Annotated in this window: 9 protein-coding genes and 1 tRNA gene; 6 read left to right on the forward strand and 4 right to left on the reverse strand. The window is 71.1% G+C overall.

The annotated features are described in order from the left end of the window. Positions 1 to 4 precede the first annotated feature (4 nt). The 3 genes from IE88_RS0111290 to IE88_RS0111300 all read right to left on the reverse strand — a co-directional run bounded on the left by IE88_RS0111290 (position 5) and on the right by IE88_RS0111300 (position 2,929). Positions 5 to 1,180 carry a putative manganese transporter gene (locus IE88_RS0111290; protein WP_081871621.1) on the reverse strand — a complete coding sequence of 392 codons (1,176 nt, stop codon included), beginning with the start codon at positions 1,178 to 1,180 and terminating at the stop codon, positions 5 to 7. A 95-nt stretch (positions 1,181 to 1,275) separates the two neighbouring features. After that, entirely contained in the window at positions 1,276 to 2,145 is an 870-nt protein-coding gene (locus tag IE88_RS0111295; protein ID WP_031554519.1) for a manganese catalase family protein, read from the reverse strand. 139 nt (positions 2,146 to 2,284) lie between these two features. Further along, positions 2,285 to 2,929 (reverse strand): exopolysaccharide biosynthesis protein, encoded by a 645-nt coding sequence (locus IE88_RS0111300; protein WP_031554520.1) that lies wholly within the window; start codon positions 2,927 to 2,929, stop codon positions 2,285 to 2,287. A 141-nt stretch (positions 2,930 to 3,070) separates the two neighbouring features. Here IE88_RS0111300 and IE88_RS0111305 point away from each other — a divergent pair, with 141 nt between their 5' ends. The 5 genes from IE88_RS0111305 to IE88_RS0111325 all read left to right on the forward strand — a co-directional run bounded on the left by IE88_RS0111305 (position 3,071) and on the right by IE88_RS0111325 (position 11,833). After that, positions 3,071 to 4,960: a winged helix-turn-helix domain-containing protein gene (locus IE88_RS0111305; RefSeq protein WP_081871622.1), complete on the forward strand. Its 1,890-nt coding sequence runs from the start codon at positions 3,071 to 3,073 to the stop codon at positions 4,958 to 4,960. Positions 4,961 to 5,203: 243 nt separating this feature from the next. Further along, positions 5,204 to 6,190, forward strand: coding sequence for a TolB family protein (locus IE88_RS0111310; RefSeq protein ID WP_031554523.1), 987 nt, complete (start codon positions 5,204 to 5,206; stop codon positions 6,188 to 6,190). Positions 6,191 to 6,352: 162 nt separating this feature from the next. Further along, a complete protein-coding gene (locus tag IE88_RS0111315) occupies positions 6,353 to 7,096 on the forward strand; it encodes an ImuA family protein (RefSeq protein WP_051881999.1) in 744 nt (247 codons plus the stop codon). Next, positions 7,008 to 8,534 (forward strand): DUF6504 family protein, encoded by a 1,527-nt coding sequence (locus IE88_RS18710; RefSeq protein ID WP_051882001.1) that lies wholly within the window; start codon positions 7,008 to 7,010, stop codon positions 8,532 to 8,534. The genes IE88_RS0111315 and IE88_RS18710 overlap by 89 nt, the downstream gene beginning before the upstream one ends. Further along, on the forward strand, positions 8,531 to 11,833 hold the full coding sequence (locus tag IE88_RS0111325; RefSeq protein ID WP_031554529.1) for an error-prone DNA polymerase: 3,303 nt from the start codon (positions 8,531 to 8,533) through the stop codon (positions 11,831 to 11,833). The genes IE88_RS18710 and IE88_RS0111325 overlap by 4 nt, the downstream gene beginning before the upstream one ends. 49 nt (positions 11,834 to 11,882) lie before the next feature. Here IE88_RS0111325 and IE88_RS0111330 read toward each other — a convergent pair. Continuing rightward, positions 11,883 to 11,959: transfer RNA gene (locus tag IE88_RS0111330), tRNA-Arg, on the reverse strand. 99 nt (positions 11,960 to 12,058) lie between these two features. Between IE88_RS0111330 and IE88_RS0111335 the strand changes: the two genes are divergently transcribed. After that, entirely contained in the window at positions 12,059 to 13,504 is a 1,446-nt protein-coding gene (locus IE88_RS0111335) for an RsmB/NOP family class I SAM-dependent RNA methyltransferase (protein ID WP_051882004.1), read from the forward strand. Positions 13,505 to 13,509: the final 5 nt, after the last annotated feature.

The raw sequence follows: 13,509 nt of genomic DNA on the forward strand, positions 1-13,509 counted from the left end.
GTCTTCAGACCCCGCCTTCCACCAGGGCCCACCAGCCATAGGCGAGGATCAGGGCGGGCACCGCGCTGTAGAGCGTCGCCAGCGCCGCGGCGCGCGGGACGACCGCGAGCGCGGGGAAGAGCGCGTCGCCATCGTTCGAGACCGCATTGCCGAGCTGCGCCGAAAGCGGGACCGCGCCTGAAATATAGAGCGTCGTCACCACGATCTGCGGCCCGCAGCCCGGAATGAAGCCGACGAGAACCGCGATCAGCGGGACGAGCCAGCCCGCCGCCGCGAAGGCCGCGCCGAGATCGAGTTCGAAGCCGATCACGGCGATCTCGTAGGACAGGAAGGCCGCGAAGACCCAGACGGTGACGAAGTTCGTATCGTCGATCACCGATCGCACGGTGCGGCCGCTATTCATCTGACCGCCGCCCCTGCGGCCCCACATCGCGAGGGCGAGGAGCCCTGCGGCGACGCCGAAGGGAAGGGCCCAGGGCACTTCGATCTGGAGCGCGTTGGCGCCGCCGAGGAACAGGCCGGGGACCAGAAGAACGAGCCATAGCCGGTCGGCGAAGGCCAGCCGGCCCCATCCAGTCTCGCAGCCGCACGTCTCCGCCGGCTCGCGCAGGGGCGGGCGCATGAAGTCCGGGCCGTGAAGCGCGTTCACGACCAGGCCCGAAGCGAGGCCCACGATCATCGAGAGGACGAGGACGAGGACCGCCGTGCCCGGTTCCGCGGCGAGCAGCACGAACATCGCGTCGCCCATGGTAGCGGTGAGCGCCGCGACGACCCCGCCAAAGCTCAGATGGCCCCGCGTATATTGCGCGATGGCGGCGATCGCGCCCCCGCAACCGGGCAGGGCGCCGAGCGTCGCCGCGATCGGCACCTCGTAGCGCGCATGCCGCGTCAGGACTTCGGAGAGGGAAATGCCCGCCCGCCGCTCGAGCGCGTAGAGGATGAGCAGGGTGGCGGCGACGAAGACCGAGACCGCGATATAGGCATCGGCCAGCGCCCCGGCGGCGACCTGGCGCGCCTCTGGCCAGAGCGCGGCGAGCGCCAGAAGGCCGCCGAGGAACAGCCATCGGCTCAAACCGCGGCGCCGCCCGCCCGGTCCGGCTTCGAGCGCCCGCTCGGCCGGACAGCCGACGGCCAGCCCGGGACAGGCGCTCGAGGCGGGGGCGGGGGGCGTCAATGACATGGCGGCTCGCGTCGGAAGGGATCGGCGGTCCCGCAGGAACGCTTGGAGAATGTAGTCGGTTCGGGGCAGGCATGCACCTGCCCCGGCGCCGCGGGTCAGCTCAGCGCGTTCTTGGCGATCTCGACGCCCTGCTGGACCATCGACATCTGCTCTTTCTGCGCGCCGCCCCCGGGCTTGGGCGGGGAGAGCTTGGGCTCTTCGCCCTTGGGCTCCATCGCCTCGGACTTGAACTCGGCCCTGCCGTCCATCGACTTGCCCGAGGACCAGCGGCCCTGCACCGGCTCGGAGCCGTCGCGGGACGTGCCCATGAAGGTGTAGTTGACGTCCTGGTTCTCCTCGGCCTGATCGAAACTGTTGGGGATCGGCATCATCTTCTCGATGCCGCCCATATCCTCGATCGCGGCCAGCCATTGCTGCTGGTGCATGGTGTCGCGGGCGATCAGGAACTTCCACATGTCCTTCATGCCCGGATCATCGGTCATGTTGTAGAGCCGGACGGCCAGCGTGCGGCCGGTCGATTCGGCAGTGACATTGGCGAACATGTCGGCTGCGAGATTGCCGCTCGCATAGACGTGGCTCGTGTCGAAGGGCACGCCGTCGGCATTGACCGGCAGCGCGGCGAGGCCCGTCGAGAGGATGTGGCGGAAATTCATGCCGTTGAGCACCGCGCCGTCGATCGGATCCTTGGCGACCTCTTCCTTCTCCGAGATCGGCGCGCCTTCGAGGTTCATGGCCACCGCCGTCGCCAGCATCTCGATATGGCCGAGTTCCTCGGTCGCCGTCTCGAGCAGGAGGTCGCGATATTTCGAAGGTCCGCGCGCGCCCCAGGCCTGGAAGAAATACTGGAGGCAGACGCGGATCTCTCCCTCGATCCCGCCGATCGCCTGTTGCAGGGCGCGGGCATAGACGGGATCGGGATTGTCGACCTTCACGGGGTATTGAAGACGCTTGTCATGGAAATACATCGCACGACTCCTGGTTTCGCTTCTGTAGAAGTCGTTGTCCCATTTTAAGACAACGACCCCTCCGCAACGAAATCCGGCCACGGATGTTCCGCCTGCGGGGGCGGGACTGCGGACACGAGGGCGTGTGGACGGGCGGCCTTCAGCTCCCCAGGAGCTTGCCGAAGACAACGTAGAAGACGACGCCGAGGGCCAGCGCGCTCAGACCGAAGGCCAGCGCCATCAGGCGTCCGTCGCGGGCGAGCAGCCCCACGCCGAAGGCGAGGATCGCCGCCATGGGCGCGGTAGAGGCGAACGGCACGAGTTCGAGCGGCGGGACGGTCAGGCAGAGCGCGATGATCATGGTGGCGGCGGCCTTGGTGCCAGCCTTGCCGACGAGGTGATGCCAGCGCGCGCTGGTATGGCGGTCGATCCACCGGGTGATCCGGCGAAGCTTCGGCGCCCCGCCGGTCACGCGCTCCGCCTTGACCGAACGCCTCTCGATGAAGCCCGGCAGCCACAGGCATTCGCGGCCGAGGGCGAGCTGGGCGGCGACGAGGCCGATCATCAGGGCGAGAAAGGTGGGAATGCCCGGAATGCCGCCCACGGGCGACATCTCGATCAGGGGCAGCACGATCAGGAAGGGCCCGAAGGCGCGCTCGCCGAAGGTCTCGATGACGTCGCCCACCGCGAAGCGGCCCTTGCCCGCGCTCCCGCCGGAGTCCTCGTCGCGCCGCGCAATCCGCAGCACCTCTTCGAGGATGCCGGTCGTCGTCTCGTCTGGGTCGCGTTGCGCTGTCTCGGACATGACCGATGAACGGGTGGCGGGGAGCCTTGGTTCCTTCCGGCGGAACATGGCGCTGCCGCTCGGTCCGGACGCGCCTTTCGGTGCGCCTGCCCTGGCGCCTTCTGCCAGGCGCGGATTACAAGGCCCGCGCATCGGAGTAGGATGCGCGCCGAGGGACTTCGCAGGGAGGCGCCGGTGGGAGCGCTGGACTCGTCGCTCTCGGAAGGCTTCCGCATCGGGGATGTCGAGATATCTCCGTCCGGGAACGAGCTGCGGCGACATGGGAGGAGTACGCTCCTCGAGCCGAAGGCGATGGACGTTCTTTGCGCCCTGGCCGCCCGGCAGGGAGAGACGGCGTCGCGGCCGGATCTCCTCGACGCGGTATGGGGACGGGCCTTCGGCTGCGACGAAAGCCTCACCCGGGCCGTCTACCTCCTGCGCCGGGCCTTCGCAGCGCTCGGCGCTCCCTCGCCCATCGGCACGGTGCCCAGGCGGGGATACCGGCTCGCAGCGCCGGCGACGCCGCTGCCCGACCGCGCTGGGGCGGAGGCTTTCCTGCCGGGGCCGGGCCGGGCGCAGGCCCTGTCCGGAAGGCGCGCCGCGATCGCAGCGGCATGCTTCGCCTGCGTCTTGCTGGCGCTTTCGCTCCTTCCCAGGCAGGGCGTCCGGAATCCCGCCGAGGCCGGCATGCGCCAGGTCGCCATCGCGCCCTTCAGCAGCCTCCCGGCGACGCCGGCTACGGCGGAGCTGAGCCGCCTCCTGACCGACCGCCTCTCGAGCCTGCTCGCCGCGCATGACGACCCGGTTTCCATCGGGGCGCCGCCCCGGGGGGGAGGGGCCTATATCCTGGGCGGCTCGGTCGTCGGCGCCGGAGGGGACGATCTGGTCAGCATCCGCCTCCTCACGCCGGATCGCCGGACCCTCCTGTGGTCGGCGGATTTCAGAAGGTCGGGGCGGGACAGGGCCGATTTCGCCGAGGAGGTGGCCTGGCGCATGACCGCGGCGCTGACCTGCGCCAAGCGCCTCCTGTCCGCCGTGGAGCGTCCGACCGCGCAGCTTCGGCGCCTGGCCATGGGATATTGCCACGAGGCGCAGGCCTACACTCACGGGCCGCGCCTCGCCGACAGGTCGCGAGCCCTTCTTGCGGCCGCCCCCGACGACCCTGCGCTCCTCGGCCTCCACGCCCTCTCGCTGGCCTGCGCGATCGAGCTTCCGCCCGCTGCGAGGACTGCGTCCGCAGCGCTGGCCGAGCGCGCGCTCGGCCTCGCGCCGGAGCAGGGGGAGGCCCGTCTGGCCCTCAAGCTCGCAAAGGCCCGTGCCGGCCGCTATGCCGCGCGCGAGGTCGCCTATCGGGAGGCGCTGTCGCTGGATCCGGCCAATAGCTGCATCGTTCAGCACTACGCCTTCTTCCTGCGGACGGTCGGACGGGTCCAGGATGCGAGGCGGCTGCTCGGGCGTCTCGCCGAGAGAGCGCCCCATGACGGCCATGCCTTCAGCGAGCTCGCATGGCTCGATGCGACAGGCGGCGACCTTCCCGCCGCGCGGCGGAACCTTGCGGAGGCGAGCCGCCGGGTGCCGGAATCGGAATGGGTCATGCAGCGCATCTTCGAGGTCGAGGCGCTTCACGGCGACCCGGCGGTGGCGCTGTCCCTCATCGACGATGCGCCTCTCCGGATGGCCGCGATCGGCGGCGGCTTCCGGGACTGTCTTCACGCCTATGCCCGGCGCAGGGCCGGCCTCATTCATGCGGAGGCGGACGTCTTCGAGGCTTGCGAGCTGACCGGGAGGAGCGTTCGCGTCCGCGTTCATGCTGCGCTCGGTGATCTCGACAGGGCCTTCGCCCTCGCCGCCGAGATCCCGGATCATCCCGGCCAGGCCGCCATCATGCTGTTCTATCCGGAAATGCGCGCTTTCCGCTCGGACGAGCGCTTCTGGCGCTACGCGGCGAAGCGCGGCCTGGTCGAGTACTGGCGAAAGACGGGGCACCGGCCCGATTTCTGCCGGCAGGACCATGCCGCCGCGCGCTGTCAGCTGGCGCTCGAGGCGGCCTGATCCGGTCGCCGAAGGAAGAGGCCAAGAGGCCGGGTCCGATCATTCCCGGGCGGCATGCCGGCATCGCGATCGCCGGCCGCTGATGGCTTTCTGATGACATGGCATCAGGAAAGGCATTTTCCCATGGTCTTTCAGGCCCTTTGTAATATTTCTCCTTCTTCGGTGCGGACATCATCTCCCCATCACAACTTGCGGCCGACAGCGGGTTAGCCTTCCCGGGCGCACACCCCTTGGGAGGAGAAGATGGACAAGACTGCGAGCGTTCTGATCGCGACGATGATCATGGCCGCACCATTGCCGGCTCTTTGCGAGCCGCCGATGCGGGAGGGCATGCAGAGGCCGGAAGACCCCGAAGGGGGCATGGCGGGAAAGCTCTTCGGCCCCTGGTCCGGGCCGAAGAACGCCGAGCGGCTCGAAGGCTCGGCTGCGACTCTCAACACGGAGGCCGTCGAGGGATGTCCGATCCTCGATCCGCTCACGAACAACCTGTTCATCGCCTCGAACCGGCCGGGCGGAAAAGGAGGGCTCGACATCTGGATGGCGCCCTATAACGGCAAGGGCTGGGGCGAGCCGGTCAACCTGCCCGAGCCGATCAATTCTGCGGCGAACGAGTTCTGCCCGACGCCGCTGCCCGGCGGCATGCTGTTCTTCGTCAGCACGCGCGAGGAGCTGAACGGCGACATCTATCTCGCCTGGCGCGTGCCGAGCGGCTATGCCGGGCTCAGGCGCCTGCCCGAACCGGTCAACGGCCCTGGCGCGGAACTCAGCCCCTCCTTCGTCTCCACGGGGCTCGGCGGGAACCTCCTCTACTTCTCCTCGAGCCGGGACGGCGATCAGGACATCTACGTCGCCGAGGACTACGACGTCATCGCGAACACGGTCGGCCCGGTCCGGCCGGTCGAGGAACTCAACACTCCCTTCTCCGACGCCAGGCCGAACGTGCGCCGGGACGGGCTGGAGATCGTCTTCGATACCGACCGGTATCGGGGCGTCGTGCCGCGGATATGGACCTCGCATCGCAGGCATATCGGCGAGCGCTGGAGCCCGCCCGAGCCGATCGAGCAGGTCCACGATCCCGCTGGACAGAGCCGGGCTTCGCTCTCGTGGAACGGCCGGATCCTCGTCTTCGGCTCGCCGAGGGAAGGCGGGGAGGGCGCGGCCGACATCTATGTCTCGAAGCGGAAGGCGCTCGAGCGGAAGAAGCCGCGCAGGCAGCGCCGCGAGCGATGACAGCGATAGCCGGCGGACAGCGACCCCGCCCGGGGAGGGGCCCCTCCCCGGCCTCGCCGGGCGGGGCGGGCCTTCTTTTTCCAGATTCCTGCAGACTCGACTCGCCAAGCCGATCCCGAAGAGAACATAAGGAGAACTTTCAATGCGGGAGGTGAGCCGTTCTTGTCTCGACAGCAACAGCTGGAAGCGCTTCGTGCCGGGTTCGACGCCAAAGACGGCGGGACGCGGCGGCAGACGGCGAGGATCCGGTTCGGCCTGGATGCGCTGGACGCGCATCTGCCGGCGAACGGCCTCGTATCCGGCAGCCACGAGGTCTGCGCGGGCGGAGCGGACCTGCCGCACGAGGCGGCCTGCGTGCAGCTTGCCGCCTGGCTTCTGGGACGCGCGCGCGGGCCGGTGATCTGGGCGCTGCCGCGCCTGACGCTCTTTCCTCCGGCGCTGGCCGAGGCGGGTCTCAGCCCCTCGCGCGTGGTCTTCGCCGAGGCGGGGGACGAGCGGGACGTGCTGGCCGTGGCCGAGGAGGCGCTGCGCCATGGAGGGCTTGCGGGCGTCGTCTGCGAGGCGTCGCGCCTGTCCCTGACGGCCTCCCGGCGGTTGCAGCTCGCAGCCGAGGCGGGGGACGTGCCCTGCCTGGTGCTGCGGCGCTGGCGCAAGGGGCAGGCGCCGTCTGCCGGCACGGCCTGCGCCACGCGCTGGTCGGTCACCGCCCGGCCCTCCGCCGACCCTTCCGGCCTGCCGCGCACGGCCTTCCGGCTCGCCCTGACGCGCTGCCGGGGCGGGCGTCCCGCCGCCTGGGACACGGTCCTGGAGCCGGGGCGTGAGCCGGGGGCGCCGCTATGCCTGCGTCTGGCTGACACGGTGGCCGGCGGACAGGCTGAAGAGGCAGCCGGGCGGCCCGCCGCCTGAGCCCTTCATCGTGGCCGAGACGGCGAGGCAGACACGGCGCGTGCGAAGCGCCAGCGCGGGCGCGCTTCAGGCGGGGGTCCGGCCGGGCCAGACGGTGGCGCTTGCGCAGGCGAGCGTGCCGGGGCTGACGATCGTGGAGGTGGATCCCGGGGCCGAGGCGGCGGCGCTCTCGCGCCTCGCGGTCTGGGCCCTGCGCTACACGCCGCTCGCAGCGCCGGACGGCGAGGACGGGCTGGTGCTCGACACGACGGGGGCGGACCACCTTCTCGGCGGCGAGGCCGCGCTTCTTTCCGACCTCCTCGCGCGCCTGCGCAAGGCGGGGCTGTCGGTGCGCGGCGCCCTGTCCTCGAGCCGCTCGCTCTCCTCGGGACTCGCGCGCTACGGCTCGGGCACGGATGGCCCTGGGCGCGTGGTGCCGCAAGGCGGGGAGGGCGAGGCCGCCGCCGCGCTGCCGGTGGCCGCGCTCGGCCTGCCCCGGGACCAGGCCGATGCGCTCGCGCGGCTCGGCCTGGGCCGGATCGGCGCGTTGAGAGCCGCGCCGCGCGCCTCGCTCGCGCTGCGCTTCGGCCCCGAGCTGACGGCGGCGCTCGACCGGCTGCACGGGCACCGCCCCGAGCCGTTCGAGCCGGTCAGCGTTCCCGACCGGATCGCTGCCCGCCTCGTCCTCGCCGAGCCGATCGCGCACAGCGCAGGCGTCGAGGCCGCCCTGGCGAAGCTGTCCGCCGAACTCTGCCGCAAGCTCGCGGCCCGCGGGCAGGGCGTGCGCGTCGCGGATCTGCGCTGCGAGCGGGTGGACGGGGAGATCCTGACGCTCAGGGCGCGGGCAGCGGTGGCGACGCAGGATGCGGATCATCTCTGCCGCCTGTTCCGCGAAACGGCGGCGACGATCGATCCCGGCTTCGGCATCGAACGCCTGACCCTGCTCGCCGTGCGGGCGGGCCGGAAAGAGGCGCGCCAGCGCACGACGGAGGACGATACGGCCCAGCCATTGCCGCCTCTCGTGGACAGGATCGCCGCGAGGATCGGCCCCGGCAGGGTCTATCGCATCGCGCCCACCGAGGCGGACCTGCCCGAGCGCTCCTGCCGGCTGGCGGGGCCGCTGGCGAGGCCCTCTCCCCTCGTCTGGGACCGCGGGCCGAGGCCGACCTTCCTCTTCGTCCCGCCCGAGCCCGTGCAGGTGCTCGCCCTGCTGCCCGACCGCCCGCCCCGCCGCTTCACCTGGCGGGGCCGCCAGCACCGCGTCGCCCGCGCGGACGGGCCCGAATGCATGCTCGGCGAATGGTGGCGCACGGATGCGGAGGCCGCGCTCACCCGCGACTATTACCGCGTCGAGACCGAAGAGGGCGGCCGCTACTGGCTGTTCCGCGCGCGGGACGCGTCCTTGGGCGAGGGGGCGGCGGGAGCGGCCGAGTGGTTCATGCACGGTGTCTTCGCGTGAGCCGCTATTGCGAGCTTCAGGCGACCTCGCACTTCTCCTTCCTGCGCGGCGCCTCCTCCTGCGAGGAGCTGTTCGCGCAGGCGGCGGCCCTGGGCCTGCCAGCGCTCGGCATCGTGGACAGGAACTCGGTCGCGGGGCTCGTCCGGGCGCATCAGGCCGCGCGAGTGACGGGCGTGCGGGCGGTCCTGGGATGCAGGCTCGACCTTCAGGACGGCACCTCCCTCCTTCTTTATCCGGAGGACAAGCCCGCATGGTCGAGGCTGTGCCGCCTGCTGACGATCGGCAAGCGCCGCGCGGGCAAGGGCGCCTGCGAGCTGTCCTGGGCGGATGTGGCCGGGCACCGCGAGGGGATGCGCGCCGTCCTCCTCCGCGACGAACCGGACGAGCGGATGGCGCTGGACCTCGCCCGTCTGCGCGAGGCCTTCGAAGAGCGCGCCTATCTCGCCCTGACCCGCCGCTTCCTGCCGGATGAAAGCGAGCGGCTCGCCCGCGCGGCGGGCCTCGCGCGGGCGGGCAGGGTCAAGCCGCTGGCGACCAACGATGTCCTCTACCACGCAGAGCCGCGCCGCGTGCTGCAGGACGTGGTCACCGCGATCAGGAAGGGCTGCACGGTCGAGGCGCTGGGGCGCGAGCGGGAACGCACGGCGGGGCGCTTCCTCAAGCCGCCAGAAGAGATGGCGCGGCTGTTCGAGGCGCACCCCGAAGCCGTGACGAACACCGAAGAGCTGACCGCCGCCTGCACCTTCTCCCTGTCCGAGCTCAGCTATCAGTATCCAGACGAGGTCTCGCCGGGCGGCGAGCCTGCGCAGGCCTGGCTCGCTCGCCTGGTCGAGGAGCGCCTGCCGGACCGCTATCCGCACGGCGTGCCGAAGAGGGTCGAGCGCCAGATCGCCCATGAGCTTGGCCTGATCGCGGAGCTGGACTACGCGCCCTATTTCCTCACCGTGCACCGCATCGTCGAGGCGGCGCGCGGCATGGACATCCTCTGCCAGGGCCGCGGCTCGGCCGCGAACTCCGCCGTCTGCTTCGTCCTCGGCATCACCTCGATCAGCCCGGAGGAAGGCGGCCTCCTCTTCGAGCGCTTCGTCAGCCGCGAGCGGGGCGAGCCGCCGGACATCGATGTCGACTTCGACAGCCAGCGCCGCGAGGAGGTGATCCAGTGGACCTATGAGGAATACGGACGGGACCACGCCGCCCTGACGGCGACGGTGGTTCGTTACCGCGCGCGCGGTGCGATCCGCGAGGTCGGCAAGGTGCTCGGCCTGCCCGAAGACGTCACCGCCGAGCTCTCCAAGCTGACATGGGCCTGGGACGAGGCGGGCGTGACCGAGGAGCAGGCGAAGGAGCTGCGCCTCAACCTTCAGGACCGGCGCCTGAGAATGACGCTCGACCTCGCCCGCCAACTCATGGGCGCGCCGCGCCACCTCTCACAGCACCCCGGCGGCTTCGTCCTGACGAAGGAGCCTCTTTGCGACCTCGTGCCCATCGAGCCCGCCGCGATGGAGAACCGCCAGGTCATCGAGTGGGACAAGGACGATATCGACGCGCTGCACTTCATGAAGGTCGACGTCCTGGGCCTCGGCATGCTCGGCGCGATGAGCCGCTTCTTCGGCCTCCTGTCCGAGCACAAGGGCGAGACCTGCGACCTCGCCACCGTCCCGCCCGAGGACCCGGAGGTCTACGACATGATCTGCAAGGCCGATACGCTCGGCGTCTTCCAGATCGAGAGCCGGGCGCAGATGGCCATGCTGCCGCGCATGAAGCCGCGCAGCCTCGACGACCTCACCGTCGAAGTGGCAGTGGTACGGCCCGGACCCATCCAGGGCCAGATGGTCCACCCCTATCTCAAGCGCCGAGACGGGCTGGAGAAGCCGGAATACCCCACGCCTGAATTCCGTGACGTCCTCGAGAAGACGCTCGGCGTACCGCTCTTCCAGGAACAGGCCATGTCGATCGCGATCCGGTGCGGCGGCTTCACCCCGGGAGAGGCGGACGAGCTGCGCCGTGCCATGGCGACCTTCAAATATACCGGCGGGGTCAGCCATTTCCGCGACAAGCTCATCGCCGGGATGGTCGCCCACGGCCTCTCCCGCGACTTCGCCGAGCGCACCTTCAAGCAGCTCGAGGGCTTCGGCTCCTACGGCTTCCCCATGAGCCATGCGGCGAGCTTCGCGAAGATCGCCTATGTGTCGTCCTGGGCGAAATGCCGGCACCCGGATCTCTTCTGCGCCGCGCTCCTCAACAGCCAGCCCATGGGCTTCTACGCGCCCGCCCAGCTCGTCTGGTGCGCGCGGAACCACGGGGTGGAGGTGCGTCCGCCCTGCGTGAACGCCTCGCGCTGGGACTGCACGATCGAGGAGGAGGCGGGCCCGCGCGGCTGGCGCGCCGTGCGGCTCGGCCTGCGCATGGTGTCGGGCTTCCGCGAGGAGGATGCGGCCCGCCTCGTCGGCGCGCGCCACGCCCCTTACGAAGGGCCAGAAGACGTGCAGCGGCGCGCAAGGCTGCCCGCCAGCGCCATCGGCAAGCTCGTCGAGGCGGACGCCTTCGCCTCATGCGCGATGGACCGCCGCGGCGCGGGCTGGAAGGCGGCCGCCCTGCGCGAGGCGCCGCTGCCGCTCTTCGAGGCCGCCGACAGGGCGGAAGGCGGCATCCATCCGGAGGCGGAGGAAACGCCCTTCGCGCCGCCCGCCATGAGCGCGGGCCGCGAAGTGGTCGAGGACTATGTCGCGATGGGCCTCAGCCTCAAGGCGCACCCGCTCGCCTTCCTCCGCGGCGCCCTGCGCCGGAAGCGCTGCGTCACCGCGGAAGAGGCCCGCCGGCACCGCGACCGCTCGCGCATCCGCGTCGCTGGCATTGTCCTTTCGCGCCAGAGGCCGGGTTCGGCCAAGGGCGTGATGTTCCTGACCCTCGAGGACGAGACGGGCCCCGCCAATGTCATCGTCTGGCCGAGCCTGTTCGAGACCTATCGGCGGGTGGTCCTGTCCGCCGGGATGATGGGCGTCGAAGGACGGCTCCAGAAAGAGGGCGAGGTCCACCACATCATCGCCGAGCGCCTTCTCGACCTGACGCCCGCCCTGCGCCGGGTCGGCGAGCGGGAAGGCGATGTTCCCTTGCGCTTCGGCCGCGGCGACGAAACCCGCTCCGGCGGCGGCCCCGACCGGCGCGGCCTGCCGCCCGGCTCGGGCGAGCGCCTGCTGCCGCGGCCCACCGAGGACTACAATCCCGACTTCGACCACAGGACGATCCTTGGTGAACGGGACAGCCCGTCGATCAAGGTGAGAGCCCGGAATTTCCGGTGAAGCGTTCCACAGGGCTGAGGGGGAGGGGCCTGGCTGCCCCCGGAACAGATGGCGCACCCATCAGGATTCGAACCTGAGACCTCTGCCTTCGGAGGGCAGCGCTCTATCCAGCTGAGCTATGGGTGCGGACTGGCGGGGGTTGTGGGGCAGGGGCGGCGCGTGCGCAACCCCTTTTGGGCGCGGGAAGGCGTGACTTCGCCGCGCCGGCGTGCTCTAGCCGCGCCGATGGACGACAGACGCACGAATGACAGGGGCCGCGAGCGCTATCCGCGCCGGCCCGACCCGCGCGATGCGGGTGCGCGCAAGCCGGGGCCGCGCCGCGATGACGCGCCGCGGGATGGCGGCGGACGGGATGGCAGCGGACGGGGCGGCGGGGGCAAGAAGCCCCGGCGCGAGGTGGCGGGCATGCCCGCGCGCCAGGCGGCGCTCGACATGCTGCGGCTGGTCTCGCGCGGGGACAGCCTCGACAAGGCGCTCGGCGTCTGCCGCAGCTTCGAGGAGCTGGAGGGCTCGGACCGGGCCTTCGCGCGGCAGCTGACGACGACGGTCCTTCGCCGCCAGGGCAGCCTCGACGAGGTGATCGAGACCTATCTGCGCGAGCCCATCGGGCCGCAGCAGGCCGAGCTGCGCCTCGTGCTCAGGCTGCTCGCAGCGCAGATCCTGCTGCTCGATACGCCGCCCCATGCCGCAGGGATGACGGCGACGGAGCTCGCCAAGGGACGGCGCGAGACGGCGGGTTTCGCCCGGCTCGTCAACGCGCTCGGGCGGCGCATGGCCGAGACCGGCAAGGAGCGCCTCGAAAAGGTGCCGCTGCGTGCCGACACGCCCGGCTGGCTCTGGCGCCGCTTCGAACGGGCCTATGGCGCGAAGGCGGCGCGCGCGATCGCCGAGGCGCATCGCCGGGAGCCGCCGCTCGACCTCACCGTGCCGAAGGACCGCGAAAGCTGGGCGGAGGCGCTCGAGGCCGAGCCCGTCGGGCCGATGACGCTGCGCCGCCAGGGCGGGGGACGGATCGAGGACCTGCCCGGCTATGCCGAAGGCGCCTGGTGGATCCAGGATCTCGCCGCCACGCTGCCGGTCGCGCTGATGGGCGAGATCGAAGGACTTCAGGTGCTCGACCTCTGCGCGGCGCCGGGCGGCAAGACGATGCAGCTCTGCGCGCGCGGCGCCGAGGTCACGGCCGTGGATTCGGGCGCCGGCCGGATGGGCCTGCTGGAGGCCAATCTCGAGCGGACGGGCCTCAAGGCGCGCTGCGTGGTCGGGGACGTGCTGCTCTTCGAGCCCGACCGGCTGGCGGACATGGTGCTGCTCGATGCGCCCTGCTCGGCGACGGGCACGGCGCGGCGCAATCCGGATGTGCTGCGCTCCAAGGACGAGGCGCTGAGCGCGGGCCTCGCCAAGCTTCAGGACCGGATGATCGACCGCGCGCTCACCTTCCTCAAGCCCGGCGGCCTTCTGGTCTTCGCGACCTGCTCGCTCCTGCCCGAGGAGGGTGAGGAGCGTGCCGAAGCGGCGCTCGGACGCCATCCGGACCTGGCGCGCGTGCCGGTCTCGCCCGATGAGCTCGCCGGCCTGTCCGGCCTCGTGAACAAGGCCGGCGATCTGAGGTGCCACCCGGGAAAGGCGCCCGGAATGGACGGCTTCTTCGCGACCCGCCTGCGCAAGGCCTGAGCGGC

It is taken from the genome of Parvularcula oceani, assembly GCF_000733125.1.
Classification (GTDB): domain Bacteria; phylum Pseudomonadota; class Alphaproteobacteria; order Caulobacterales; family Parvularculaceae; genus Parvularcula; species Parvularcula oceani.